Origin of the sequence: Pseudomonas sp. SK3(2021), assembly GCF_016772375.1 — a bacterium.
GTDB classification, from domain to species: domain Bacteria; phylum Pseudomonadota; class Gammaproteobacteria; order Pseudomonadales; family Pseudomonadaceae; genus Aquipseudomonas; species Aquipseudomonas chlororaphis_I.
Genome location: NZ_CP061943.1, coordinates 3,741,334 through 3,768,253, shown reverse-complemented (window position 1 = coordinate 3,768,253; position 26,920 = coordinate 3,741,334). Strand labels below are relative to the sequence as shown.

Annotated in this window: 20 protein-coding genes and 4 pseudogenes; 13 read left to right on the top strand and 11 right to left on the bottom strand. The window is 64.6% G+C overall.

What is annotated here, in order from left to right; all coding sequences use genetic code 11:
- Positions 1–17 precede the first annotated feature (17 nt).
- Both IF690_RS16620 and nudC read left to right on the top strand, forming a co-directional pair.
- Positions 18–830 (top strand): crotonase/enoyl-CoA hydratase family protein, encoded by an 813-nt coding sequence (locus IF690_RS16620; RefSeq protein ID WP_202696535.1) that lies wholly within the window; start codon positions 18–20, stop codon positions 828–830.
- 6 nt (positions 831–836) lie between these two features.
- Entirely contained in the window at positions 837–1,667 is an 831-nt protein-coding gene (gene nudC / locus IF690_RS16615) for an NAD(+) diphosphatase (RefSeq protein WP_202696534.1), read from the top strand.
- A gap of 73 nt (positions 1,668–1,740) precedes the next feature.
- Here nudC and IF690_RS16610 read toward each other — a convergent pair whose 3' ends face one another.
- Positions 1,741–2,520 (bottom strand): TSUP family transporter, encoded by a 780-nt coding sequence (locus IF690_RS16610; protein ID WP_202696533.1) that lies wholly within the window; start codon positions 2,518–2,520, stop codon positions 1,741–1,743.
- 194 nt (positions 2,521–2,714) lie between these two features.
- Positions 2,715–2,871: pseudogene (locus IF690_RS29030) on the bottom strand (acyl-CoA dehydrogenase family protein); the annotation flags it as partial.
- A 364-nt stretch (positions 2,872–3,235) separates the two neighbouring features.
- Between IF690_RS29030 and sfnG the strand changes: the two are divergent.
- Positions 3,236–4,330, top strand: coding sequence for a dimethylsulfone monooxygenase SfnG (sfnG, locus tag IF690_RS16605; RefSeq protein ID WP_202696532.1), 1,095 nt, complete (start codon positions 3,236–3,238; stop codon positions 4,328–4,330).
- Positions 4,331–4,422: 92 nt separating this feature from the next.
- Here sfnG and IF690_RS16600 read toward each other — a convergent pair whose 3' ends face one another.
- Positions 4,423–4,902: a nuclear transport factor 2 family protein gene (locus IF690_RS16600; RefSeq protein ID WP_009049276.1), complete on the bottom strand. Its 480-nt coding sequence runs from the start codon at positions 4,900–4,902 to the stop codon at positions 4,423–4,425.
- A gap of 56 nt (positions 4,903–4,958) precedes the next feature.
- Positions 4,959–5,537, bottom strand: coding sequence for a TetR/AcrR family transcriptional regulator (locus tag IF690_RS16595; RefSeq protein ID WP_202696531.1), 579 nt, complete (start codon positions 5,535–5,537; stop codon positions 4,959–4,961).
- Positions 5,538–5,743: 206 nt separating this feature from the next.
- Here IF690_RS16595 and pssA point away from each other — a divergent pair, with 206 nt between their 5' ends.
- Positions 5,744–7,087 (top strand): CDP-diacylglycerol--serine O-phosphatidyltransferase, encoded by a 1,344-nt coding sequence (pssA, locus tag IF690_RS16590; protein WP_202696530.1) that lies wholly within the window; start codon positions 5,744–5,746, stop codon positions 7,085–7,087.
- Between the two features lie 208 nt (positions 7,088–7,295).
- On the opposite strand, the pseudogene IF690_RS16585 reads toward pssA, so the two are convergent.
- The 4 genes and pseudogenes from IF690_RS16585 to IF690_RS16570 all read right to left on the bottom strand — a co-directional run.
- A pseudogene (locus IF690_RS16585) lies at positions 7,296–7,430 on the bottom strand (MFS transporter); the annotation flags it as partial.
- Positions 7,431–7,531: 101 nt separating this feature from the next.
- Entirely contained in the window at positions 7,532–8,437 is a 906-nt protein-coding gene (locus tag IF690_RS16580) for an AraC family transcriptional regulator (RefSeq protein WP_202696529.1), read from the bottom strand.
- Between the two features lie 262 nt (positions 8,438–8,699).
- A complete protein-coding gene (locus tag IF690_RS16575) occupies positions 8,700–9,992 on the bottom strand; it encodes a glycosyltransferase (RefSeq protein WP_202696528.1) in 1,293 nt (430 codons plus the stop codon).
- 112 nt (positions 9,993–10,104) lie between these two features.
- Positions 10,105–10,464 carry a response regulator gene (locus tag IF690_RS16570; RefSeq protein WP_202696527.1) on the bottom strand — a complete coding sequence of 120 codons (360 nt, stop codon included), beginning with the start codon at positions 10,462–10,464 and terminating at the stop codon, positions 10,105–10,107.
- A 263-nt stretch (positions 10,465–10,727) separates the two neighbouring features.
- Between IF690_RS16570 and IF690_RS29315 the strand changes: the two are divergent.
- The 6 genes and pseudogenes from IF690_RS29315 to IF690_RS16545 form a co-directional block, all read left to right on the top strand.
- A pseudogene (locus IF690_RS29315) lies at positions 10,728–12,903 on the top strand (CHASE3 domain-containing protein); the annotation flags it as partial.
- Between the two features lie 95 nt (positions 12,904–12,998).
- Positions 12,999–14,225, top strand: a pseudogene (locus IF690_RS29310) (response regulator); the annotation flags it as partial.
- On the top strand, positions 14,225–15,040 hold the full coding sequence (locus IF690_RS16560) for a CheR family methyltransferase (protein WP_202696525.1): 816 nt from the start codon (positions 14,225–14,227) through the stop codon (positions 15,038–15,040). The pseudogene IF690_RS29310 and the gene IF690_RS16560, both read left to right, overlap by 1 nt.
- On the top strand, positions 15,037–15,642 hold the full coding sequence (locus tag IF690_RS16555; RefSeq protein ID WP_202696524.1) for a chemotaxis protein CheB: 606 nt from the start codon (positions 15,037–15,039) through the stop codon (positions 15,640–15,642). The genes IF690_RS16560 and IF690_RS16555 overlap by 4 nt, the downstream gene beginning before the upstream one ends.
- A complete protein-coding gene (locus IF690_RS16550; RefSeq protein WP_202696523.1) occupies positions 15,636–16,817 on the top strand; it encodes a hybrid sensor histidine kinase/response regulator in 1,182 nt (393 codons plus the stop codon). The genes IF690_RS16555 and IF690_RS16550 overlap by 7 nt, the downstream gene beginning before the upstream one ends.
- A 78-nt stretch (positions 16,818–16,895) precedes the next feature.
- On the top strand, positions 16,896–17,273 hold the full coding sequence (locus IF690_RS16545) for a response regulator (RefSeq protein WP_009049261.1): 378 nt from the start codon (positions 16,896–16,898) through the stop codon (positions 17,271–17,273).
- A 187-nt stretch (positions 17,274–17,460) separates the two neighbouring features.
- On the opposite strand, the gene IF690_RS16540 is transcribed toward IF690_RS16545, so the two are convergent.
- Entirely contained in the window at positions 17,461–18,516 is a 1,056-nt protein-coding gene (locus tag IF690_RS16540; protein WP_202696522.1) for a tetratricopeptide repeat protein, read from the bottom strand.
- Positions 18,517–18,806: 290 nt separating this feature from the next.
- Between IF690_RS16540 and IF690_RS16535 the strand changes: the two genes are divergently transcribed.
- From IF690_RS16535 to IF690_RS16525, 3 genes are read left to right on the top strand one after another with little or no spacing between them, the layout of a single operon-like run.
- On the top strand, positions 18,807–20,954 hold the full coding sequence (locus IF690_RS16535) for an FUSC family protein (RefSeq protein WP_202696521.1): 2,148 nt from the start codon (positions 18,807–18,809) through the stop codon (positions 20,952–20,954).
- Positions 20,944–21,147: a DUF1656 domain-containing protein gene (locus IF690_RS16530; RefSeq protein ID WP_007924845.1), complete on the top strand. Its 204-nt coding sequence runs from the start codon at positions 20,944–20,946 to the stop codon at positions 21,145–21,147. Before IF690_RS16535 ends, IF690_RS16530 begins: the two co-directional genes overlap by 11 nt.
- Complete coding sequence (locus tag IF690_RS16525; protein WP_202696520.1) at positions 21,144–22,091, top strand: HlyD family secretion protein; 948 nt, start codon at positions 21,144–21,146, stop codon at positions 22,089–22,091. The genes IF690_RS16530 and IF690_RS16525 overlap by 4 nt, the downstream gene beginning before the upstream one ends.
- 220 nt (positions 22,092–22,311) lie before the next feature.
- Here the strand turns inward: IF690_RS16525 and IF690_RS16520 are convergent, their stop codons facing one another.
- Both IF690_RS16520 and IF690_RS16515 read right to left on the bottom strand, forming a co-directional pair.
- Positions 22,312–23,733: an efflux transporter outer membrane subunit gene (locus IF690_RS16520; protein WP_202696519.1), complete on the bottom strand. Its 1,422-nt coding sequence runs from the start codon at positions 23,731–23,733 to the stop codon at positions 22,312–22,314.
- Positions 23,730–26,909 carry an efflux RND transporter permease subunit gene (locus tag IF690_RS16515; protein WP_202696518.1) on the bottom strand — a complete coding sequence of 1,060 codons (3,180 nt, stop codon included), beginning with the start codon at positions 26,907–26,909 and terminating at the stop codon, positions 23,730–23,732. The genes IF690_RS16520 and IF690_RS16515 overlap by 4 nt, the downstream gene beginning before the upstream one ends.
- Positions 26,910–26,920: the final 11 nt, after the last annotated feature.

The window sequence follows — 26,920 nt, the reverse complement described above, 5'->3', positions numbered from 1 at the left end:
CGGTAAGGAATGCTGCCATGTCCGAATATCAAGCCTTTCGCGTCGAACTTGCTGACAACATCGCCCATGTGCAGATCAACCGTCCGGAGAAGATCAACTCGATGAACGCCGCGTTCTGGAGCGAGATCGTCGAGATCTTCCGCTGGATCGACGACACCGACGCGGTGCGCGTGGTGGTCCTGAGCGGCGCCGGCAAGCACTTTTCCTCCGGCATCGACCTGATGATGCTGGCCGGCGTGGCCAACGAGCTGGGCAAGGACGTCGGGCGCAACGCGCGTCTGCTGCGGCGCAAGATCCTGCAGTTGCAGGCGTCCTTCAATGCCGTCGACAACTGCCGCAAGCCGGTGCTGGCGGCGATCCAGGGTTACTGCCTGGGCGGCGCCATCGACCTGATCGCCGCCTGCGACATGCGTTACGCCGCCGCGGACGCGCAATTCTCGATCAAGGAAATCGACATCGGCATGGCCGCCGATGTCGGCACTTTGCAACGTTTGCCGCGTATCATCGGTGACGGCATGCTGCGCGAACTGGCTTACACTGGGCGCACCTTCGGTGCCGAGGAAGCGCGCAGCATCGGCCTGGTCAATCGCACCTACGCCGACGGCGAAAGCCTGCTCGACGGCGTGATGGGCATTGCCCGGGAAATCGCCGGCAAGTCGCCGATCGCCGTCAGCGGTACCAAGGAAATGATCAGCTACATGCGCGACCATCGCATCGACGACGGCCTGGAATACATCGCTACCTGGAACGCCGCCATGCTGCAATCCACCGACCTGCGCGTGGCCATGGCCGCCCATATGAGCAAACAGAAACCTGAATTTCTGGACTGATTGAACATGACTTCACGCTGGACCACCGCAGTACTGGATATCGACCTTCCCGGCGGCTGGGCCGTGGCCCGCGGCCCGCAGGGCTTTCTGTTCGACGACAACGGCGCGCTGTTCCCCCGCGAATGGCTCAAGCGCCAGGACCTGCCGATCCTCGCCGAGCACGGCATCGGCCACCTGGATGGCGAGCCGGTCTACCTGCTGGAGCTCAAGAGCGTTTCCGAGGTGCCGGGGTGCAACTGGAAAGGCTTGCGGGCGTTCATGCTCGACGGCGACCACACCCTGTACAAGGTCCTGGGCTATGCCGCGCAGATCGGCACCTGGGCCCGCGAGCACCGCTTCTGCGGCAATTGTGGCCAGCCCATGACCCAGGTGCTGCGCGAGCGGGCGATGTACTGCGAGCCCTGCGACCTGCGCAGCTACCCGCGGATTTCGCCAAGCATGATCGTGCTGATCACCCGTGGCGACGAGGTGCTGCTGGCGCGGTCGCCGCGTTTCGTCCCAGGGGTCTACAGCACCCTGGCCGGGTTCGCCGAGCCGGGCGAGTCGGCCGAGGACTGCCTGGTGCGCGAGGTGCGCGAAGAGGTGCGGATCGAGGTCAAGAATATCCAGTACATCGGCAGCCAGTGCTGGCCGTTCCCGCATTCGATGATGCTGGGTTTTCATGCCGAGTACGCCGGCGGCGAGATCGTGCCGCAGGAAGACGAGATCGAGGATGCGCAGTGGTTCAACGTGCATGCGCTGCCGCCGCTGCCGGCGTCGCGCTCGATTGCCCGCTACCTGATCGACCTGTATGTGGCCCGGCGCCTGGGGTTGGCGGAGCCTGTATTGCCGGGTTGAGCCCTTGCTGAAAGGCGGCGGGAACGTGGGGGCGGGCGAAGCCATCAGGTTCGCCCGCTGTCGTTTCAGCGGCTCAGATGGCGCTGAACCAGTGCTGCCAGGCCAGGCGCACGGTCAGGCCCAGGACCACGGTGATGAACACCGGGCGAATGAATTTCGCGCCGCCGCTGATGGCGGTGCGGGCACCGAAGAAGGCGCCGACCATCAACGACAGGCCCATGCTCAGGCCGATGGCCCAATCCACCTGGCCCGAGAAAATGAAGATCGCCAGCGCCGCCGCGTTGCTGACGAAGTTCATGCTGCGCGCCACGCCGCTGGCCTTGACCAGGTCGATGGGGTAGAGCAGCAGGCTGCTGACGGTCCAGAAGGCGCCTGTGCCGGGGCCGGCCACGCCGTCGTAGAAACCGAGGCCGAAGCCCTGGGTCGATTGCCACTTTTTCTTGATCGGCGCTTCGCTGTCCAGCGGCGCTTTCGGCGTGCCACCGAACAGCAGGTACAGGCCACAGGCGAAGACGATCACTGGCAGCATCTTGTTCAGCCATTCGGCCGGCAGGTAATGGGCTACCACCGCGCCGGTCAGCGCGCCCACCAGGGTGCCGACTATGGCGTGGGTCCATTGCCGCGGGTGGAACAGCTTGCGCCGGTAGAAGGTGAAGCTGGCGGTGGCCGAGCCAAAGGTCGAACTCAGTTTGTTGGTGCCCAGCACCAGGTGCGGCGGCAGGCCGGCAGTGAGCAGCGCCGGCGTGGTGAGCAGGCCGCCACCGCCGGCGATGGCATCGATAAAGCCGGCAATGAAGGCAACGAGGGCAAGAATGGCGAGGGTGGTCAAATCTACGCTGAGTTCGAAAGGCATGGGATCGACTTATTTCGGCGGGGCGCAGAAGAGCTGCGCGAAGGATCGGTATCTTACCCATAACCTTTCACGCCCGCGACAGCTCCCCTACCTTGGTTGCAGAGGCGAGGGGAGCTGGATCGCCAGCGCCAGAATCCCCCTGTCGCCATGGCCCTCGAGCCTGCTTGCGCTGCGGCCCGTTGCCGATCTGTCATACCGGCTTCCTTGAACCACTGGATCGCTTCGTACGGCAGGCTGCGCGATTGTTCCCGCGCCGGCGGCGATCCGGCTGAAGATTGGCCGGAGGCGCCCGGCCAGGGCTTGGTAGTCGGCGCCTACGGACAATGGGGTGATCACCCGGTGTTCGGTCATGGGCACAGGCCCTTGAGTCGGCAGTGAACGTGTGGTTTCTGCGGGCCGGACTGCTGGGTTCGTGCCGGCAAGCGGGTGCCGGTAAACAGTGGGCTGGGCACAGAAAGGCTCGCCGGCAACTGTTGCCCAGCCAACAGCGCATCAACAAATCGACCTGTTCCCCAAGGGCAGGACGGGTTCCTGTAGCCGCTGCCGCAGGCTGCGAAAAGGCCCGGAGGGCCTTCCTGCGTCGGCAAAGACAGCGTCTGCTGCGCAGCCGATCGCAGCCTGCGGCAGCGGCTACAGGGGGCCGGCGGTCTGGTGCCTTGTGACTGGCACGGTTGCTGCTCTGTTCCCCGGACACTTCAGTCGCGAGGACAAGCCAATGAGTCAGCAAGCCGTGAAATTTGCCTACTGGGTGCCGAACGTCAGCGGTGGGCTGGTGGTCAGCAAGATCGAGCAGCGCACCCACTGGGGCATCGACTACAACCGCAAGCTGGCGCAGTTGGCCGAGGCCGCCGGGTTCGAGTACGCCCTGACCCAGATCCGCTTCACCGCCGGCTACGGCGCCGAGTTCCAGCATGAGTCCGTGGCGTTCAGCCACGCGCTGCTGGCCGCCACCGAGAAGCTCAAGGTGATCGCTGCGATCCTGCCCGGCCCCTGGCAGCCGGCGTTGGCGGCCAAGCAGTTGGCGACCATCGACCAACTGACTAACGGTCGGATCGCGGTGAACATCGTCAGCGGCTGGTTCAAGGGCGAATTCCAGGCCATCGGCGAACACTGGCTGGAGCACGACGAGCGTTATCGGCGTTCCGAAGAGTTCATCCGCGCCCTCAAGGGCATCTGGAGCCAGGACAACTTCAGCTTTCGTGGCGACTTCTATCGCTTCGACAACTACAGCCTCAAGCCCAAGCCGCTAGGCCAGCCGGAAGTGTTCCAGGGCGGCAGCTCCCGCGCCGCGCGGGACATGGCGGCGCGGGTGTCCGACTGGTATTTCACCAACGGCAACACGCCGGAAGGCATCAAGGCCCAGGTCGACGACATTCGCGCCAAGGCCGCGGCGAACCATCATTCGGTGAAGGTCGGGGTCAATGCCTTCGTGATTGCCCGCGACACCGAGGAAGAAGCGCGCGCGGTGCTGGCCGAGATCATCGACCAGGCCGACCCGGAGGCGGTGAACGCCTTTGGCGATGCAGCGAAACAGGCGGGCAAGGCGTCGCCGGAAGGCGAGGGCAACTGGGCCAAGTCCACCTTCGAGGACCTGGTGCAGTACAACGACGGGTTCAAGACCAACCTGATCGGCACGCCACAGCAGATCGCCGAGCGCATCGTCGCCTTGAAGGCGGTGGGCGTGGACCTGGTGCTGGCGGGGTTCCTGCACTTCCAGGAAGAGCTGGAGTACTTCGGCAAGCGCGTATTGCCCCTGGTGCGCGAGCTGGAAGCCAAGGCGGCGCTGAAGCGGCAGGGTGCCGCGGCTTGAGAGGGATAACTTGAGCGAGCTTGCTCGCGATGCCGGCACCGCGGTCTGTCCGACAGACCGCTATCGCGAGCAAGCTCGCTCCTACAAGGGGATTACAGGCCCAGTTCGGACAGCCCCGGATGGTCATCCGGGCGCCGGCCCAGCGGCCAGTGGAACTTGCGCTCGCTTTCCTTGATCGGCATGTCGTTGATGCAGGCGTAGCGGTTGGACATCAGGCCGTGCTCGTCGAACTCCCAGTTCTCGTTGCCGTAGGAACGGAACCAGTTGCCCGAGTCGTCGTGCCACTCGTAGGCATAACGCACGGCGATGCGGTTGTCGGTAAAGGCCCAGAGCTCCTTGATCAGGCGATAGTCCAGTTCCTTGGCCCATTTGCGGGTCAAAAAGCCCTTGGCTTCTTCGCGGTTGTGGGCGAACTCGGCGCGGTTACGCCATTGGGTGTCCAGGGTGTAGGCCAGGGACACCCGCTGCGGGTCGCGGGAGTTCCAGCCGTCTTCGGCCAGACGGATCTTTTCAATGGCCGATTCGCGGGTGAAAGGGGGAAGTGGCGGACGAACTTCAGCGTTAGATGACATTTAAAGTCTCCAATGAAAGTTGAGGTTCAGCAGGGTGTCGAACTTGTTTTAAACGATTACAGGTCCAATAACTTTCGCGCCATGCATTGCGCATTATCGGCGGCACTGCGATCACCCATCACAAGTGCAACGGTAATGGCGCCGTCGATCAGGATCAGCAACTGTCTGGCTTGCTCCTCCGGATCCTCGGTGCCGTGTTTTTCAGCAATGTGTTCCTGGCAAAGCCCGTACACGTAGTCGAGCAGTTTCTGTTTGTGTTCCCTGGCCACCACCCGTACCGGGTCCTGCGGGTCGCCGGTCTCGCCGCTGGTATTGATGAAGGCGCAGCCGCGAAAGTCCTCGGAGGCGAACCAGTCGCCCAGTACGCTGAACAGGTTGAGCAGGCGCGCGGCCGGCGTCGGGGCCTTGCCCACTGCGTGGGTGAACCAGTGCATCCAGCGCAGGTCGCGGCGTTGCAGGGCGGCCACCACCAGCTCGTCCTTGGTGCTGAAGTAACGGTAGATACTCTTTCTGGAGACGCCGGCGGTCTTCACCAGGAGATCCATGCCAGTGGCGGCGATGCCACTTTTGTAGATCAACTTTTCGGTGACATCCAGAATGATGTCGCGTGTGTCGTTGCTAGTGATTTCGTTCATGTGGCGCACAGTAGAACGATCGTTCTCCTTGGTCAATAAGTTATTTTATCCCGCGCAGGATTATTATTGCCGTTCATCCAGTCGCGAGCGGTTGTGCGGTGGGGGCGAGGAACAGGCGACAAATCTTCACAGCGACCCGCAAGACCCGAGCCGGCACCTTGGTGTAAGCTCTTGCGCTCTTTTGGATTCGACCTTCTGCGAGCCCTATGCCGTCGCTTTTCAAACGTTCCCTGCTGCCCAAATTGCGCAGCTTCCCGCTGGCTGCCGATGACCTGACCCTCCTCAATGGCGCCGCCGAATTCCGCCGTTGCCTGCTGGAGAAGATCGCCCAGGCCACCCGGCGCATCTACATCGTCGCGCTGTACCTGCAACAGGACGAGGCCGGCCAGGAAATTCTCGATGCCTTGCACGCCGCCAAGGCCGCGTGCCCGGAGCTGGACGTGGTGGTCGTGGTCGACTGGCTGCGCGCCCAGCGTGGGCTGATCGGCGCCGGCAAGCAGCCGGGCAACTCGGCCTGGTACCAGGAAATGACCCGCACCCACGCCAGCGTGGTGCCGGTGTATGGCGTGCCAGTGCAGACCCGCGAGCTGTTCGGCGTGCTGCACCTGAAGGGTTTCGTGATCGACGATTGCGTGATCTACAGCGGCGCCAGCCTGAACAATGTGTACCTGCACAAGTTCGACAAATACCGCTTCGACCGTTACCACCTGCTGCACAACCGGGAGCTGGCCGACTCCATGCAGCACCTGGTCCAGCATGGCCTGGTGGCGTCGCGGGCGGTGCATCGCCTGGACCTGCCGAACCTGCCGACCACCCGCAGCCTGCGCAACGACATCGGCGACCTGCGCAGCCGCCTCAAGCACGCGGCCTACGACACCAGTGCCGGCGGGGTGCTCAAGGACAGGCTGTCGGTCAGCCCGCTGCTCGGGGTGGGCAAGAACAACCCGTTGAGCCGGGTTATCTGCGAACTGATCGCCAGCGCCCAGCAGCAACTGACCATCTGCACCCCGTATTTCAACCTGCCGCTGGCGGTGACCCGGGAAGTCAACCGCGCCCTGGCGCGCGGGGTAAAGATCGACATCATCGTCGGCGACAAGACCGCCAACGACTTCTACATTCCGCCGAGCGAGCCGTTCAAGGTCATCGCCGCGCTGCCTTATCTGTATGAAATCAGCCTGCGGCGCTTCGCCAAGCGGCATCAGAAGGCCATCGACAGCGGCCGCCTGAACCTGCACCTGTGGCGCGACGGCGACAACACCTACCACCTCAAGGGCATGTGGGTGGACCAGCGCTACACCTTGCTCACCGGCAACAACCTCAACCCGCGGGCTTTCCGCCTCGACCTGGAAAACGCCTTGCTGCTCGACGACCCCAAGGGCGAGTTGCTGGAGCCGCGGCGCCAGGAGCTGGAAACGATCTTCCGCCACACCCAGCGCATCGAGCACTTCCAGCGCCTGGAAACCCTGGTGGACTACCCGGCGGCCGTCGGCAAGTTCCTGCGCCGGGTCAGCCGGGTGCGGATCGAGCGGCTGCTCTACCGCATCCTCTGAGATCCGTTGCGAACGACCCACAACGCGAAGCCCCTGCGGGGCTTATCGCAGCCCGCGGCAGTGGCTACACGAAGCCAGGCCCCGATCCTGTAGCCGCTGCCGAGCCCGCGAGGCTGCGACAAGGCCCGCAGGGCCTTCATCGGTCTTGGCATCGCCGCGCCCCTTCGGGACGTACGCAGCCTGCGCTACAGCTGTATCAGCGCCCGGATCAGCGAGGGCTTTTCGCCGCCGGCCAGCTCGCCACCCACAGCAGCAACAGCGCGGCAATCAGATAGGGCAGGCGCGGTTCGAGGGCATGGATCAGCGAGCCGGCCAACGGGCCGGTCCCCACGCCGAATCGCTGGGGCGGCGCCCATGCCCGGCAGTACGCGACGGCGTTGGGCGGAAAATCAGAGGCCCGCGGGGCCAACAGGATTGATCGCGAGCAAGCTCGCTACAGGGGGATCAGGCCAGGTTCTGTTCGGTCAGGCGTTGCACGGCCAGGCGCCGGTAGTGGGAAGGGGTCATGCCCTTGAGTTGCTGGAAGCGGCGGTTGAAGTTGGAGATGTTGTTGAAGCCGGACTCAAAGCACACGTCGGTCACCGGCTTGTCGCCGTCGGCCAGCAGTTCGCAGGACTTGCTGATGCGCAGGCGGTTGACGAACTCGACGAAGCAGCGGCCGGTGGCCTGCTTGAACACCCGGGAGAAGTAGGTGGGTTTCATGCCCAGGTAGTCGGCGACTTCTTCCAGCGGCAGTTCGCGGGCGTAATGGGCGAAGATGTAGTCCACCGCGCGGTTGGTGCGGTCGACGTTGTGCTCGTCGGCCAGTTGCACCGTGGTGGCGCCGGACAGCAGCTGGTAGTCGTCACAGGCCGCCAGCAGCTCCAGCAGGATGAAAAAGTGCCCGAGGCGGGTGATGCCGCTGGAGTCGGCGATGCGCTGCATCAGGTCCATGGCCTGGGCGATGGTGCGCTTGCAGCGAAACTCGATGCCGTACTGCGCGCGCTCCAGCAGCGGCGTCAGGCTCTTGAGTTCGGCGAACACCTGATAGCCGCTTTCGAACAACTCGTCGGTGAAGTTCACCAGCATGTCGCGCTTGGGCACCACTTCCTCCTCGGCCACCTGGCTGATCCAGTTGTGGGGCAGGTTGGGGCCGGTGAGGAACAGCGATTCGGGGTAGAAGTTGCCGATGTAGTCGCCGATGAACACCTTGCCGGAGCTGGCGACGATCAGGTGCAACTCGTACTCCTTGTGGAAGTGCCAGCGCACCAGGGGGCAGGGGAAGCCGTGCTGGCGATAGATGATCGACAGGCCGTTGTGGTCGTCCATCAATTCGTAGGAAGGGTCGGTGACTCTCGCTGATCGGCTCATGGCGTTGCGCTTTTTATCGTTGTTGCGCCAGATCATGCCTCCTTCGGATATCCAGCACCAGTGCTGGCCAGGAGATCCCTGTAGGCGCTCGGGCGCGGCGTTCCCAAGATCGCTGAGGGCCTGCGGCCCTATCGCAGACTCGCTGGTGCTCGGCAGCGGCTACAGGGTTTGTGTCGGCTAACAGATCGAGGCACGGCTCGGTTTCTGTAGCCGCTGCCGAAGGGGCGCGCTCTTGACGCCTGCGGCAGCGGCTACAGGAGCCTCAGGCCAGGCGGTTTTTCGCCTCGATCCACTGCGCCATGTACTGGGTGCTCTTGTGGTGATGGTGGCGCAGCATGCCGCCGGTGAAGTTGTCGCGGCGCAGTTGCGCCAGGTTCGCCCGGCAGTGCTGCAGTCGCTCGATCAGGGCCGGGCCGTGGACCTGCTGCCGATAGCGCGCAAGCAACAGTTGGCGACCCTGTTCCTGGGCCGCGCTCCACAGCGCCTGGTCCTGGTACAGGCGCACCGCCGCCGCGGCGATGGCGCTGGCCGATTCGGCCACCGCTCCTGGCCAGGGCGCGTCGCCGTGCATGGCTTCGGCGCCGACCGGGGTGGTGACGCTCGGCGTGCCGCAGAGCATGGCATCCAGCAGCTTGCCCTTGATGCCCGCGCCGAAGCGCAGCGGGGCCAGGCAGATCCGTGCGGCGGACATTACCTGCAAGGCATCCTCGGCCCAGTTCATCACCTGGAAACCCTGGGCCGGATTGTGCAGGGCCGCGGCCTTGGGCGGGGTGTAGGCGCCATAGATATGCAACTGCGCTCCCGGCAGTTGCTGGCGGATCAGCGGCCAGACGGTGTTTTTCATCCACAGCACCGCATCCCAGTTCGGCGCGTGGCGGAAGTTGCCGATGCTCAGGAAGTGCGCCCGCTCGGCGAAGGGCACATAGCCGCGCGGCATCTGCTCGGGCATCAGCGGGCACCAGTGCAGCAAGGCCGGCGGCACGCCGAATTGCCTGACCAGCAGATCGATCTCGAACTCGGAGATCATCAGGCTCAGGTCGCAGCGGTACAGCGCGGCGATCTCGCGCCGGGCCTGGTCGGTGTCGGCCATGCCGGCGAACTCCTGCTCGGCGGCGGGGGCGAACAGGGCGCTGAAGTCATCGTTGTCGTCGCAGGCTTTCAGACGCTCCTTGAGCCGTTGATGGCGGGCGTGGCGCAGGCTCTGCAGGTCGGAGGTCTCCAGCACGCGCAGGGCGCCGGGGCATTGCTGCTCGACGCGCCAACCGAACTGCTCCTCCATCATGAACTGGTCGAACAGCACGATATCCGGCGCCAGTTCGGCGATGAAACGGTCGAAACTGCTGTTGTTCAGCTCGATCGGGCACTCGCGGATGCCCAGGGCGCTCAGGTCTTCCTTGTGCTCGCCGGGGTTGGCCGGGCTGCTGAAGGTGATGTCCCAGCCTTGCCCGAGGAAGACCTGGAGGATCTGCATCAGGTGCCCGCTGGCCGCCGAGGAGCGAGGTTCGGGCCAGACGTAACCAATGACCAGGACTTTGGTGGCGGCGGTCGGACTCATGGGCGGGTATTCCTGAAAAACGCGGGGGTGTCTGCGGGGGCGCCATTAAACCACAGCCGGCGCTGGCGCGGCCGACCTGGTGCTCGTCGGCCCGGAGTGGGCTTTCGCGGGTTCAGCCGAGGATGGCGCGGACCTTGTCGCGCAACTGGTCGATGGAGAAGGGCTTGCCGATCACCGCCATGCCGGCGGGCACCTCGAGGTTTTCCGCGTAGCCGCTGGCAAACAGCACCGGCAATTGCGGGCGCAAGGCGCGGGCGCGAGCGGCCAGTTCCTTGCCGTCCATGCCGGGCAGGCCGACGTCGGTCATCATCAGGTCGATGTGCAGCGCGCTGTCCTGCAACCGGGTCAGGGCCTCTTCGCTGCCCGCGGCTTCCAGCACCTTGAATTCCAGCTCCTGCAGCACATCGACAATCAGCATGCGCACGATGGCGTCGTCTTCGACGACCAGGATGGTGGAATCGGTGGGGGACATGGCAAGGCTCTCGAAAGAAATGAAAAAAAAGGACGGCGGCGGAAAAAAGTGCTTGTCTCTTGCATCAGTAAATAACGCGTAACGACAAGTTCCCAAAGCTGTACAAAAAAGTAATCCTGTACAAGCTGTGCCAGAATAACCTGTCTGATCGAGGGCGGGCAGTGCAGGATGAAAAATTGCCACCGGGCTTGTCGGAAGAATAGATGCGCTGCCCGCCTTTGGGGCAAACTCCATGGTTTTTGACACTTCACCAAGGCCTTTCGATGATCTCCCCGTCTTCGGTTGATGAACAGAGTTTTCGCAAGCTGCTAAGCCGCAACATCGCGCTTCCCCTGGGGGTGGGCGTGCTCAGCGCGGTGGTCTTCGTGTCCCTGATCAGCTATCTGCTCTCGGCGATCCAGTGGGTCCAGCACAGCGATCGGGTGATCAACAGCATCAACCAGGCCGCCAAGCTGACGGTCGACCTGGAAACCGGCATGCGCGGCTTCCTGATCACCGGCGACGAGCATTTCCTCGACCCGTACGAAGTGGCCAAGCCGCAGATCTTCAGCGAGCTGCGTGAGTTGCGGGGGCTGGTGGCGGACAATCCGCAGCAGGTCGATCGCTTCAAGCGCCTGGAAGCCTTGCAGGAGGAGTGGGGCCTGCATGCGAAAAACATGATCGAGATGCGTCGCCAGGAGGGCGATTATCGCCGCTCGGTGCAGTCCGGCCGGGGCAAGCGACTGACCGACCAGATGCGCAAGGAGTACGACGAAGCGGTGGCGATGGAGCAGCAGCTGCGGGTCGATCGCAACGAGAACGTCACCCGCACCACGGTCCTCAGCGTGGTCTTGTACCTGCTGTTCGTGGTGGTCATCAGTGGCCTGCTGGCCTTTATCGGTCGCCGCGACCTGCTCAACCTGTCGAAGAGCTACAGCGCCAACCTCGCCGCCCAGCAGCAAAGCGCCCAGCGCCTGGCACAACAGGCCTGGCTGCGCAGTGGCCAGACCGAACTGGCCGAGCAGTTGCTGGGGCAACTGACGCTGAACCTGCTGGGGCGCAACATCCTGCAGTTCTGTGCGCAATACCTGGGCAGTGCCGTGGCGGCGCTGTACGTGCGTGAAGAGCACGGCGGCCTCAAGCGCGTGGCCGCCTATGGCTTCTCCCGCGAGCAGGAAGAGCGCGAACAGTCGATTTTCATTGGCGAAGGCATGGTCGGGCAGGCGGCCCAGCAGGATCGGCTGATCCGCCTGGACGAGGTGCCCGCCGATTACTTCAAGGTCAGCTCGGGCCTGGGCGACGGCGTGCCGCGCAGCGTGCTGGTGGTGCCGACCAGCGACGACGACCGGGTCAACGGGGTGATCGAGCTGGGCTTCCTGCGTGCCCTCAGCGATCGCGATGTCGAGTTCCTGGAGCTGATCGCCGGCAATATCGGCACCGCCATCGAAGCCGCGCGTTACCGCCAGCGCCTGCAGGAAGTGCTGGCCGAGACCCAGCAACTCAACGAAGAGCTGCAGGTGCAGCAGGAGGAACTGAAGACCGCCAACGAAGAGCTCGAGGAACAGTCGCGGGTGCTCAAGGAGTCCCAGGTGCACCTGGAGGCCCAGCAGGTGGAGCTGGAGCAGACCAACGAGCAATTGGCCGAGCAGGCCCAGGCGCTGGCGCAGCAGCGCGACGCCATGGACCGCAAGAACGGCGAGCTGAACCAGGCCCAGGTGCAGTTGCAGGAGCGTGCCGAGGAGCTGCAGCGGTCGAGCACGTACAAGTCGGAATTCCTCGCCAATATGTCCCACGAGCTGCGCACGCCGCTGAACAGCTCGCTGATCCTGGCCAAGCTGCTGGCGGAAAACCCCCAGGAAAACCTCAGCGCCGAACAGGTGCAGTTCGCCGAGTCGATTTATTCGGCGGGCACCGACCTGCTCAACCTGATCAACGACATTCTCGACATTTCCAAGGTAGAAGCCGGCAAGCTCGAGGTGCGCCCGGAAAACACCAGCGTTGCGCGCCTGGTCGAAGGTTTGCGCGGGCTGTTCCAGCCGTTGACGGCGGACAAGGGCTTGGAATTCCGTGTCGAGTTGCAGCCCGGTACGCCTTCGACGCTGTTCACCGACCGCCAGCGGGTCGAGCAAATCCTCAAGAACCTGCTGTCCAACGCCGTGAAGTTCACCGAGAAGGGCCAGGTCAGCCTGACCGTGTCGCGCCAGCCCGAGGCGGGCATTGCCTTTACCGTGCGCGACTCAGGGATAGGCATCGCCCCGGAACAGCAGGAAAGCATCTTCGAGGCCTTCCGCCAGGCCGACGGCACCACCAACCGCCGTTACGGCGGCACGGGCCTGGGGTTATCCATTTCCCGCGACCTGGCGGCGCTGCTCGGCGGTTCGATCACGGTCGCCAGCGAGCCGGGGCAGGGCAGTGTCTTCACCCTGGTGCTGCCGGAGCAGTACGTCGAGCGCGTGGCAGAGGAACAGGGCGAACTCAAGCCGATCGCTGCGCCGCTGACCCAGGCGCCGAGCAAACCGGTTCCGGCGCCGGCCCCCCGGGTGCCCGAGCCGGAGATTGCGCGTTTCGCCGACGATCGCGACAAGGCGCCGTTCGCCACCCGTTGCATCCTGGTGGTGGAGGACGAGCCGAACTTTGCCCACATCCTGTATGACCTGGCCCACGAGCTGGGTTACCAGTGCCTGGTGGCCCACGGCGCCGACGAGGGCTACAGCCTGGCCGAGCAGTTCGTGCCGGACGCGATCCTGCTGGACATGCGCCTGCCGGATCACTCCGGCCTGACAGTGTTGCAGCGCCTCAAGGCGCACGCGAGCACCCGGCACATCCCGGTGCACGTGATTTCCGTGGAAGACCGGGTCGAGGCCGCCATGCACATGGGCGCCATCGGCTACGCGGTCAAGCCCACCACCCGCGAAGAGCTCAAGGACGTGTTCGCCCGCCTGGAAGCCAAGCTCACCCAGAAGGTCAAGCGCGTGCTGCTGGTGGAGGACGACGACCTGCAGCGCGACAGCATCGCCCGGCTGATCGGCGACGACGACATCGAGATCACCGCCGTCGGCCTGGCCCAGGAGGCCCTGGAACTGCTGCGCGACAACCTCTACGACTGCATGGTCATCGACCTGAAGCTGCCGGACATGCTTGGCAACGACCTGCTCAAGCGCATGTCCACCGAGGACATCTGCTCGTTCCCGCCGGTGATCGTCTACACCGGGCGCAACCTGACCCGCGACGAAGAGGCGGAACTGCGCAAGTATTCGCGCTCGATCATCATCAAGGGCGCGCGTTCGCCCGAGCGCCTGCTGGACGAAGTGACGCTGTTCCTGCACAAGGTCGAATCCCAGCTGTCCCATGAGCGGCAGAAGATGCTCAAGGCCGCCCGCAGCCGCGACAAGGTCTTCGAGGGGCGCAAGGTCCTGCTGGTGGACGACGATGTGCGCAATATCTTCGCCCTCACCAGCGCCCTGGAGCAGAAGGGCGCGATCGTGGTCATCGGGCGCAATGGCCATGAGGCGATCGCCAAGCTCAACGAAGTCGAGGACATCGACCTGGTGCTGATGGACGTGATGATGCCCGAGATGGACGGTTACGAAGCCACCCTGGAAATCCGCAAGCAGCCGCGCTGGCGCAAGCTGCCGATCATCGCGGTGACCGCCAAGGCCATGAAGGACGATCAGGAGCGCTGCCTGCAGGCTGGCGCCAACGATTACCTGGCCAAGCCGATCGACCTCGACCGGCTGTTTTCCCTTATTCGAGTCTGGTTACCCAAGATGGAAAGAATCTAGTGGAGCGCAATACCGAGATCGAACTGCGCCTGTTGATCGAAGCTATCTACCTCAAGTACAGCTACGACTTCCGCGATTACTCCGGTGCCTCGATCAAGCGCCGGATCAACCATGCGCTGCGCCAGTTCGAATGCAAGACCATTTCCGCCCTGCAGGAACGGGTGTTGCACGATCCGGGCGCGTTCATGCAACTGCTGCAATTCTTGACGATCCCGGTCAGCGAGATGTTTCGCGACCCGTCGCACTTCCTGGCGATTCGCCAGGAAGTGGTGCCGCTGCTCAAGACCTATCCTTCGATCAAGATCTGGATCGCCGGTTGCAGCACCGGCGAAGAGGTCTATTCGATGGCCATCCTGTTGCGCGAGGAAGGGTTGCTGGAGCGCACCATCATCTACGCCACCGATATCAATCCCAGCTCCCTGGAGAAGGCCAAGCAGGGCATCTTTTCCCTGGAAAACATTCGCGCCTACACCCAGAACTACCAGCAGGCCGGCGGTTTGCGCTCCTTTGCCGACTACTACACGGCGGCCTACGACTACGCGATCTTCGACAAGACCCTGCGTGAGAACGTGACCTTCGCCGATCACAGCCTGGCGACCGACAGCGTGTTCTCCGAAACCCAGCTGATTTCCTGTCGCAATGTACTGATCTATTTCAACAAGAAGTTGCAGGACCGCGCCTTCGGCCTGTTCCACGAGTCGCTTTGCCACCGTGGCTTCCTGGTGCTGGGCAGCAAGGAAACCCTGGATTTCTCGGCCTACGCCCAGCATTTCGAAGCGCTGGTCAAACAAGAGCGGGTCTACCGCAAATCATGAACGGCGACCTCATCAGGCAATCCGCCCTGCCGCGGGTCGAGGCCATAGCGATAGGCGCGTCGGCCGGCGGCGTCGAGGCGCTGCTGGAAATCTTCACCGCGTTTCCCGAGGGGTTCAGCCTGCCGATCGTGGTAGTGCTGCACCTGCCCGAAGGGCATCGCAGCCAGTTGGCCGAGCTGTTCGGCCAGCGCTTGGCGCTGCCGGTGAAAGAGGCTCGCGACAAGCAGACCATCGAGCGCGGCACCCTGTATTTCGCCACGCCCGGTTACCACTTGTCGGTGGAGCAGGACCGCAGCCTGTCCCTGAGCCAGGAGGAGCGCGTGCATCATTCGCGTCCCGCCATCGATTACCTGTTCGACTCCGCCGCCGATGCCTATGGCCCGCGCCTGGCCGCGGTGCTGCTGACCGGGGCCAACCAGGACGGCGCGCATGGCCTGGCCCAGGTCAAGCGGCGCGGCGGCCTGAGCATTGTCCAGGACCCGGCCGAGGCCCAGGTGGCGACCATGCCCGAGGCGGCCATCGCGCTGCACCGACCGGATTACATTCTCCCTTTGCACGGCATCAGCCGTCTGCTTGTCGAGCTGGAACGAATCGCATGTTAAGTCATATCCAAGCCAAGCTGCTGATCGTCGACGATCTGCCAGAGAACCTGCTGGCCCTCGAAGCGCTGATCAAGCGCGAGGACCGCCAGGTGTACAAGGCGCTGTCGGCGGACGAGGCGTTGTCGCTGTTGCTCCAGCATGAATTCGCCATGGCCATCCTCGATGTGCAGATGCCCGGCATGAACGGCTTCGAGCTGGCCGAACTGATGCGCGGCACCGAGAAGACCAAGAACATCCCCATCGTGTTCGTCAGCGCCGCCGGGCGCGAGCTCGACTATGCCTTCAAGGGCTATGAGAGCGGCGCGGTGGACTTCCTGCACAAGCCGCTGGATATCCATGCGGTAAAAAGCAAGGTCAATGTGTTCGTCGACCTGTACCGGCAGAGCAAGGCCATGAAACAGCAGGTCGAAGCCCTGGAACAGAGCCGGCGCGAGCAGGAGGCGCTGCTCAAGCAGTTGCAGGCGACCCAGAACGAACTGGAGCAGGCGGTGCGCATGCGTGACGATTTCATGTCGATCGTCGCCCACGAGGTGCGCACGCCGTTGAACGGCCTGATCCTGGAAACCCAGCTGCGCAAGATGCACCTGGCCCGCGACAATGCTTGCGCGTTCACCCTGGACAAGATGCACGCCATGGTCGAGCGCGACGAGCGCCAGATCAAAAGCCTGATCCGCCTGATCGAGGACATGCTGGACATCTCGCGGATCCGTACCGGCAAGCTGTCGATCCGCCCGAGCCAGGTCGACCTGGTGCAACTGGTGCGCGGCCTGCTGGAGAATTTCGCGCCCCAGGTCGAGGCCGCCGAGTCCTCGATCGCCCTGAGCGCCGAAGGCTCGGTGCTTGGCCAGTGGGACGAGTTCCGCATCGAACAGGTGATCTCCAACCTGCTGACCAATGCCTTGCGGTATGGCGCCAGGAGCCCGATCGAAGTACGGGTCTACAGCGCGGACGGGCAGGCGCGGGTCGAGGTGCGCGATCACGGGATCGGCATCAGCGAGGAAGACCAGGCGCGTATCTTCCAGCAGTTCGAGCGCGTCTCTGTCAATCATGCGGTGGCCGGGCTCGGGCTGGGGTTGTTCATTTCCGAGCAGATCGTCACCGCCCATGGCGGCACCATCGAAGTCGACAGCAGGGTCGGCGAAGGTGCCCTGTTTCGCGTTTGTCTGCCGCTGTAGGAAAACACCGGCAGCCACGCAACCTTCTGGATGACCGGATGGTCGTATCAGCAGCTATTGACCGAACAAAGGCTTCTCATGAGTGAAGATGCACAAGACGTCGTACTGATCGTCGAAGATGAACCGGTGATTCTGATGTTGCTCGCCGACTACCTGTCGGGCCTGGGCTATCGGGTGCTGCAGGCGGAAAACGGCGAGCAGGCATTCGAGATCCTCGCCAGCAAACCGCACCTGGATGTGATGATCACCGACTACCGGTTGCCGGGCGGGATTACCGGGGTGATGATCGCCGAGCCCGCGGTGAAGCTGCGACCGGACCTCAAGGTGATTTTCATCAGCGGTTATCCCACCGAGATTCTCGAGTCCGGCAGCCCGATCGCCAGAAGCGCGCCGATCCTGGCCAAGCCCTTCGACCTCAACAGCCTGCAGGAGCAGATCCAGCGCCTGCTGGCATGACACCCCGAGCCCTGTAGTCCTGTAGCCGCTGCCGAGCCCGCGAGGCTGCGATCGGTTGCGTAGCAACCGCAAGACCGGGCTCCACGATGGATCAGGTAAATCTTGCGCCTGCTACGCAGGCGATCGCAGCCTGCGGCAGCGGCTACAGGGACGGGGCGACATTGAAATATCGTCCGGCGGCGCGGGTTTACAGACCTTGCTGCAACGCCGGGTCGTCGGGGTTCTGTTGTTCCAGCTGGGCCAGGAGAATCTGCACGTTCTGCAGTTGGCCGCTTTCCTTCCAGTACTTGATCAGCAACACCCGCGCCTTGCGGTTGGCGGGTTGGCGCTGGACGATTTCCTCGAGCTGTTTCTGCGCCGCCTCCAGCTCTTCTTCGCTGTGCAGGGTGGTGGCCAGGTCGTAGCGGTAGTCGGCGTTGTTCGGCTCCAGCTCCACGGCGCGGGACAGGCCGAGCAGGGCGAACTCGCTCTGGTCGTGGTGCAGCAGCCACATGCCCAGGGCGTGTTGCAGGTAGGCGGAATCCTGTTGCGCCTGCAGTTGCCTGGCCAGCAGCTTGCGGGCATCTTCGCTGCGGCCCTGGCGGTCCAGCACCTCCAGTTGCAGGATCACCGCTTGCAGGTTGTCCGGTTGCAGGCTCAAGGCATGCTCCAGCGTCTGCTGGGCCCGGTCCAGGTTGGCGTTGTGCAGGTACAGGCGCGCCAGCTGGTATTGCGCCTCGACGTTCTCCGGCTGGGCCTTGAGCACTTGGGTGTACTCATCGATCACTTGCTGCAGCGGCCCGAAATACAGGCCCTGCTCATCCGGCGACAGGCCGAGCAGGGCGGTGACGGCGGCGAAGCGCACGCTTTGCACTTCGTCGTCCAGCAGCGGGCCGATCAGCAGGCTGCGCTGGCGTGCCGGAACCAGGCCGAGCACTGCCTGAATGGCGGCCTCGCGGACCTCGGGCTCGGCGTGGTGCAGGCCGGCGTCGGCCAGTTTCAGCGCCTGCGGGCTGGGGTAGTTGTGCAGCTCGGCGAGCAGGCGGATGCGCCGGCTGTCCGACAGGTCGGGACGTCCCAACTGCTGATACAGCACCCGCGCGGCCCCGGGCTGGCCGTTGCGCGCCTGTTCCAGGGCCTTGGCGTAACCGTGCTTGATCGCATCCGGCACCACCGGCGGCGTGGTGCGCAGGAACAGCCACGCCAGGCCCAGGGCCAGGACGACGATAAGGCTGATCAACAGGGGGCGGCGGGGCTTGGTCATGAGGCATCCATGGCAGGGGCGGCTTTACGAAGGCGCAAGCTTCGGTCAGGTTCCCCTTGGAGTCAAACCGCGGTTGCGGGGCGGCGGATACGACTCGGGTTTTCGCGGCGGGGCAAGGCCGCAAGAGCGGCACCGGCGGGTCCCATCACACTGCTTGACGAGGCGGTTGGCGCGGACGATCGACAGTTCGGGAAAAATTGCCTTCCTGCCGGGAAGGCCGGGACGATAAGCTTTCCCGGCCGCCGATTGACTACGCTAGCCGCAGGTGCCCCTTTGCCCAGAACCCACTCATGCAGCCACTGATCAACTACTTCAAGGTCGTCATCCACCCGGGAGGCGCGGTGCTGCGCTTCGCCCTGCGCACCATCGCCGCGGGCCTGCTGACCCTGTACCTGGCGTTCATCTTCGATCTCGACCAGCCCAAGTGGTCGCTGATGGCGGTGATCATCGTCAGCCAGCCCCTGGCCGGCATGGCCCTGGCCCGCAGCTTCGGCCAGGTGATCGGCACCACCCTGGGGGCCGCGGTGGCGGTGTTGATCATGGCGATCTTCCCCCAGGCGCCACTGCCGTTCCTGGTTACCCTGGGCCTGTGGCTGGCGTTGTGCACCGCCGGCGGCACCCTGTTGCGCTACACCAGTTCCCAGGCATTCGTGCTCAGTGGCTACACCGCGGTGGTGGTGGCGATGCTGGCGATCCCCGAGCAGGGCAACACCCTGACGCTGGCGATTACCCGGGTTACCGAAACCCTGCTGGCGGTGGCCTGCGTCTGCGTGGTCAGCCTGCTGACGGCGCGCCCGGAGGCGGTGGCCCACGGTTACTTCGCCAAGATCGACCAGGTGCTCAAGCTGCTGGCGACCCATGCCGCGGCAGCGATTCGCACCGACGAGAGCGAAGCCGACTTCCACAAGCGGCAAATGCAGCTTTTGGGCGAGATCAGCGCGCTGGAAGGGTTGCGCCGCCACCTGTACTTCGATGCGCCACGCCTGCGCAGCGCCGACGGCCTGGTGCAACTGCTGGGTAACCAACTGGTGCTGCTGACCTCACGCCTTACCGTGCTGCGCCACCAGCGCGAACTGCTGCGGGCGCGCTGGGTCGGCGAGCTACCGGAGGCGATCCAGCAACTGCGCGCCGACGAGCTGGCGTTTCTCGATGAGCTGGCGCAGCACGGCCGTAGGTTACCCGCCGCCTCGCGGCAGCAGTTCGGGCAATTGCAGCAGCGCTTCGATGAACAGGCGCGGCGCGCCGAGCGCGAGGCCGATGCCTTGCCCGCCACCTTGCGCTCCCTGGCCTGGGCCCTGCGCTGGGAGCAGGCGCGGATGCTCAAGCAGCTCGAAGACATTCTCGAATTCAGCGATGCCATCCAGGACGGCCGCCAGGCCAGTTGCCTGTACCGCCAGGGTCGGGCCAATCCGTTGCACCTGGACTGGCCGCTGGCGGCGATGAATGCGCTGCGGGCCTTTACCGCGCTGCTGGTCGCCGGGCTGATCTGGATCGAAACCGCCTGGGACGGCGCGCGTTCGAGCATGGTCCTGGTGGGTATTCTCTGCTCGCTGATGGCGACCTTCCCGCGGCCCCTGGCTGCGGCGCAAAGCTATATGCGCGGCCAGGCCCTGGCGCTGGCGATCTCGGCGGTCTATGTCTTCGCCCTGGTGCCGTTGATTGGCGATTTCGAGTGGCTGGCGCTATTGCTGGTGCCGCTGCTGTATACGGTCGCGGTGGGCCTGGCCAGCCCGCTGACCGCCGGCATCGGCATGGGCCTGGGGCTGTCGAGCCTGCTGATGATCGGCCCGCAGAACATCGGCGCCTGGCAGAACAGTGCCATCCAGTGGTTCGAGTTCGCCGGGGCCTATGTCAGCGGCGGGGTGCTGTCGCTGCTGGTCTACGCCTTCATCTTTCCGTTCAACCCGGTGTTGCGCATTCGCCGCTTGTTCCGCGACACCCGCGAGCAGGTGTACGCCTTGCAGAAAACCACGGCCGGCGACGAGGAGCAGTTTGTCTTCGAAAGCCGCATGGTCGACCGCCTGACCCAGATGCTCGGGCTGTTGCCCGCCGCCGGCGACCGCGCTAGCGCCGAGCGTTTCGAGACCAGCCTGGCCTGCATGACCCTGGGCGTGGCGATGAACCAGCTCAAGCAGCAGAGCCTGGACAACCCCTGGCTGAGCAGCGCGGCCAACGCCGACCTGCAGCAGTTGCTGCGGCGGATCGGGCGTTATGTGGCCGGGCGCCCGGGGCTGGCGGTGGACGAGCTGCTGGCGCGGCTGCGAGAGCTGGGCGACTACCTCGATCAGTTGCACGGCGCCGACCGGCCCCAGGCTCACGAGCAGCTGTGGTCGGTGTTCCGCATGCGCGTCTCGCTGCTGATCGTCGGCGCCTTCCTGGAGCGCTACAGCCCCATGCTGCAACCCACGGAAACAGGAGAACCGGTCCTTGCCCATTGATTTCGAATTCGGCGGCGTCTACCTGCCGCCCATTGCCCAGGCCCTGTTGCTGGCCTTGCCGATTTTCCTGTTGCTCGACTGGGGGCTGCGGCGCCTCGGTGTGTTGCGCTTCGTCTGGCACGAAGCGTTGTTCGAAGGGGCGCTGTATGCCTGCGTCTGCGCCACGGTCATTTTGCTGATGGGAAGCCTATGAATCTGAAAAACACCCTGGCCCGCTCGATCACCCTGGGGGCGGTAGTGCTGGCGCTGGTGCTGGGCTGGTTTGCCTGGGAGCATTACACCCGCGCGCCCTGGACGCGTGATGCGCGGGTGCGGGCCGATGTGGTGACCCTGTCGGCGGATGTCGCCGGGCGCATCGTCAGCCTGCAGGTGCAGGACAACCAGCACGTGGACAAGGGTCAGCTGCTGCTGGAGATCGACCCGGCGCAATACGCCCTGGCCGTGGAGCATGCCAAGCGCTCGGTGGAAGTGGCGGTCGCCACCCTCGGCCAGTCCGAAGCGGCGATTGCCGCCAGCGCGGCGCAGCTCAAGCAGCGGCAAAGCGAAGAGCGTCGGCGCCGCAGCCTGAAGCAGGGCTTCGCGATTTCCGGCGAGGAGTGGGAGAAGTCCAATACCGATGTGGCGGTGGCCCAGGCCGACCTGTTGCGCGACCAGGCCAATCTCGGCCTGGCCCGGGCCAACGTGCACCTGGCCCAGGCGGCGCTGAAACAGGCCGAACTGGACCTGCAGCGCACCCGGGTCGAAGCCCCGGTCAGCGGCTACGTGACCAACCTGCAGACCCGCCAGGGCGACTACGCCAGTGCCGGTGCGGCCTTGCTGGCGCTGGTGGACAGCGACTCCTTCTACATCAGTGGTTACTTCGAGGAGACCAAGCTGCCGCGGATCGAGGAGGGCAGCGCGGTGCGCATCCAGCTGATGAGCGGCGAGACCTTCGGCGGCCAGGTGCAGAGCATCGCGTTTGCCATTACCGACCGCGAGAACTCCCAGGGCAGCCGCCTGCTGGCCAACATCAACCCCAGCTACACCTGGGTCAAGCTGGCGCAGCGGGTGCCGGTGCGGATCGCCATCGACCCCGATTACCCGGGCAAGGACCGGTTGCGCGCCGGCACCACGGCGACGGTGACGGTGTTGGAATAGATACTGGGTTGAGGTGCCTGAACGACAGTCATCGCGGGCAAGTCGGATCGCCGCCCGCTCGCTCCTGCAGAAACGGCGATCTTCTTCTGTAGGCGCGGCCGGTCGCGGCTCGATTGCCCGCGATGCTGTTCCAGGGGGCAAAAAAAGCCCCGTGACCGAATGAGAACACGGGGCAAAAATTTGGTTGGTTGCGGCCAACCAAAGGAGCTCGGTTGAAGCCTTACTTGCTGGCGACCGCCTCAGGCTGCCAGCCGCCACCCAGGGCCTTGTAGATGGCGACGATGCCACGGTACAGGTCGACCTCGGCCTGGGCCTGGGAGTCCTCGGCGGCCAGGCGTTCGCGCTGGGCGTCGAGCAGCACCAGGAAATCGACGGTGCCTTCGCGGTAGCGGATCTGCGCCAGGTCCGCCGCGGCGCGGCTCGACTCGCTCTGGCGAATCAGCGAGATCAGGCGTTGTTGGCGCTTGCCGTAATCGCTGAACGCGTTTTCCGACTCTTCCAGGGCCAGCAGCACTTGCTGCTCGTAGGTCGCCAGGGCGCCGTCGGCGTCGGCATTGGCGCCGCGCAGACGGGCGCGCACGCTACCCAGGTCGAAGGCGGCCCAGGTGATGCTCGGGCCCAGGGCCCAGGCATTGGCGGCCGAGGAGCCGATCTGCGAACCACGACCGGCGGTGAAGCCGAGGAAGCCGCTGAGGCTGACCCGGGGGAACAGGTCGGCCTTGGCCACGCCGATCCGTGCGGTGGCGGCGGCCAGCTGGCGTTCGGCGCTGAGAATGTCCGGACGGCGTTGCAGCAGCTCGCCCGGGTCGCCGATCGGCAGGGCCTTGGCAATCGCCGGCAGTTGCGCAGGCTTGAGGTCGACGCTGAGCTTGTCCGGCCGCTCGCCGAGCAGGGTGGCGATACGGTTGCGCTGGCGCACCTGTTCGGCCTGCAGTTGCGGCACGCTGGCCTCTACCGCGGCCAGGCGCGCATCGGCGCGGACCACGTCGAGCTGGTCGCCGACGCCGGCGTCACGCAGGCTTTCGGTGATTTTGCGCGACTCCTGCTGGTTGGCCAGGTTGGCCAGGGCGATCTTTTCCCGCAGCTGGGCGCCGCGCAGCTGGCCGTAGGCATCCACCAGCTCGGCAATCATGGTGACTTGCAACTGGTAGAGGTCGGCCTCGGCGGCCTGCTGGTCGGCTTCGCTGGCTTCCAGGTTGCGCTGGATGCGACCGAACAGGTCCAGTTCCCAGGCCATGTCCAGGCCCAGGTCATAGCGTTCGCTGTTGACCCGGCGAGTGGTCTGGCCGGGGATCTGACCCTTGGCCAGGTCGCTGCTGGCGCGGCTGGTGATGGTCGGCATCGCATCGTTGCTGGCGTCGTCGCGAATCGCCCGGGCGGCCCGCAGGCGAGCGAAGGCCACACGCAACTCACGGTTGCCCTGCAGGGACCGGGTCACCAGCTGGTTGAGCACCGGGTCGTCGAACTGCTGCCACCAGATGCCTTCGAAACGCGCGCGGTCGAAATTCTTCTGGCCCGCGGCGCCGTCGGTGGCGGCCGTGATGTTGGCCGCATCAAGAGGCGGGGTCTGGTAGTCCGGGCCGACGGCACAGGCACTCAGGGCCAGTGCCAGCAAGCTCGGCAGGAAGGCTTTCACGCTCATTGTTGCGCCTCCAGTTTCAGGGCACGGGTCGCTTTGCGGGCTTCGCTGCGCTCCACATGGTTGCGGATCAGGACGTAGAACACCGGGGTCAGCAGCAGGCCGAAGAAGGTCACCCCGAGCATCCCGGAGAACACCGCGACACCCATGGCATGACGCATTTCCGCGCCAGCACCGCTGGAGAACACCAGGGGCACCACACCCATGATGAAGGCGAACGAGGTCATCAGGATCGGCCGCAGACGCAGGCGGCAGGCTTCCAGCACCGCGGCCAGCGGGTCGAGGCCTTCTTCCTGCTTGTCCTTGGCGAATTCGACGATCAGGATCGCGTTCTTGCACGCCAGGCCCACCAGTACGATCAGGCCGATCTGGGTGAAGATGTTGTTGTCGCCACCGGACAGGATCACCCCGGTGATGGCCGACAGCAGGGTCATCGGTACGATCAGGATCACCGCCAGCGGCAGGCTCCAGCTCTCGTATTGCGCCGCCAGTACCAGGAACGCCAGCAGGACGCAGAGCGGGAAGACGAACAGCGCGGTGTTACCGGCAAGGATCTGCTGGTAGGTCAGCTCGGTCCATTCGTAGGTCATGCCGTTGGGCAGTTCTTCCTTGAGCAGTTTCTCGATCGCCGCTTCCGCCTGGCCGGAGCTGTAGCCCGGTGCGGCCGCGCCGTTGATTTCCGCGGTGACGAAGCCGTTGTAGTGCATCACGCGGTCGGGACCGGAGGTGTCACTGACCTTGATGAAGGTCGCCAGCGGGATCATCTCGCCCTTGTTGTTGCGTACTTTCAGCTGGCCGATCTGTTCGGCTTCGAGACGGAACTGCTGTTCAGCCTGGACGTTGACCTGGTAGGTACGGCCAAAACGGTTGAAGTCGTTGGCGTACAGCGAGCCCAGGTAGACCTGCAGGGTGTCGAAGATATCGCTGATGGCCACGCCGTGGGTCTTGGCCTTTTCCCGGTCGATAGCCGCGTCGACCTGGGGCACGTTGACCTGATAGCTGGTGAACAGCCCGGCCAGTTCCGGCACGCTGCGACTCTTGGCGATGACGTTCTGCACTTCTTTATACAGCTCTTCGTAACCCATGCCGCTGCGGTCCTCGACCTGCAGGCGGAAGCCGCCAATGGTCCCCAGGCCCTGTACCGGCGGCGGTGGGAAGATCGCCATGTAGGCTTCCTGGATATCGGCGTACTTGCCGTTCAGGGCGCCGGCGATGGCTCCGGCGGACATGCTCGGGTCCTTGCGCTCGTCGAAAGGCTTGAGGGTCACGAACACGATGCCGTTGTTCGGGCTGTTGGTGAAACCGTTGATCGACAGGCCCGGGAAGGCCACCGCGCTTTCCACGCCCGGTTGCTTCAGGGCGATGTCGGACATGCGCTTGATCACGTCCTCGGTGCGGTCCAGGCTCGCGGCGTCCGGCAGTTGGGCGAAGGCCACCAGGTATTGCTTGTCCTGGGCCGGGACGAAGCCCATCGGCGTGTGGGCGAAGCCGAACCAGGTCAGCACCATCAGGCCCGCGTAGAGGAACAGGGCGATGCCGCTGCCACGAATCACCCGGCGCACGGTGCCGACGTAGCCACCGCTTGCGCGGTCGAAGAAGCGGTTGAACGGTTTGAACAGCCAGCCACCCAGCAACTTGTCGAGGAACCTGGAGAAGCCGTCCTTCGGTGCGTGGTGGTCCTTGAGCAAGACCGCGGCCAGGGCCGGCGACAGGGTCAGGGAGTTGAAGGCCGAGATCACCGTGGAGATCGCGATGGTCAGGGCGAACTGCTTGTAGAACTGCCCGGTCAGGCCGCTGATGAAGGCCGCCGGCACGAACACCGCGCAGAGCACCAGGGCGGTGGCGATGATCGGCCCGGTCACTTCGCGCATGGCGCGCTTGGTGGCTTCCACCGGGTTCAGCCCGAGGCCGATATTACGCTCGACGTTTTCCACCACCACGATGGCATCGTCCACCACGATACCGATGGCCAGCACCAGCCCGAACAGCGACAGGGCGTTGAGCGAGAAGCCGAACAGGTGCATCACGGCAAAGGTACCGATCAGCGAGACCGGCACCGCCACCAGCGGGATGATCGAGGCGCGCCAGGTCTGCAGGAACAGGATCACCACCAGCACCACCAGGATCAGCGCTTCGAACAGGGTATGCACCACGGCCTCGATGGAACCACGCACGAAGATGGTCGGGTCGTAGACGATGCTGAAGTCCATGCCCTGCGGGAAGCTCTGCTTCAGCTCGGCCATCTTGGCCCGCACTTCGTTGGAGATCTCGATGGCGTTGGAGCCAGGGCGCTGGAAGATCGGGATCGCCACCGCCGGCTGGTTGTTCAGCAGCGAACGCAGGGCGTACTGGTTGGAGCCCAGCTCGACCCGGGCGATGTCTTTCAGGCGAGTGATCTCGCCGTTGTCGCCGGACCGGATGATGATGTTCTCGAACTCTTCCTCGGTCACCAGGCGGCCCTGGGTGTTGACCGACAGCTGGAAGCTGGTGGCGCTCGGCGCGGGCGGGGCGCCCAGGGTACCGGCGGCGACCTGGCGGTTCTGCTCGCGAATGGCGTTGACCACGTCAGTGGCGGTCAGGTTGCGCGAAGCGGTCTTGTTCGGATCGAGCCAGACCCGCAGCGAGTAGTCGCCCATGCCGAACAGCTGCACGTCGCCGACGCCGCCCAGGCGCGCCAGCTCATCCTTGATGTTGAGGATGGCGTAGTTGGACAGGTAGAGCATGTCGTAGCGTTTGTCCGGCGAGGTCAAGTGCACGACCATGGTCAGGTCCGGGGAGGCCTTGTCCACGGTGATACCGATGCGCGTCACCTCTTCAGGCAGCTTCGGCTCGGTCCGGGTCACGCGGTTCTGCACCTGCACCTGGGCGTTGTCCAGGTCGGTACCCAGGGCGAAGGTGATGGTCAGGGTGATCTTGCCGTCGGCGGTGGACTGCGAGGACATGTAGAGCATGTTCTCAACCCCGGTGATGGCCTGCTCCAGGGGCGCGGCCACGGTCTCGCCGATGACTTTCGGGTTGGCGCCCGGGAAGTTGGCGCGCACTACCACGGTCGGCGGTACCACTTCCGGGTATTCGCTGATGGGCAGCTGGAACAGCGAGATGGAGCCGGCGATCAGGATCAGCAGCGACAGCACCGCTGCGAAGATCGGCCGTGAAATGAAGAACTGGGAGAAATTCATCTTGAGTCTTT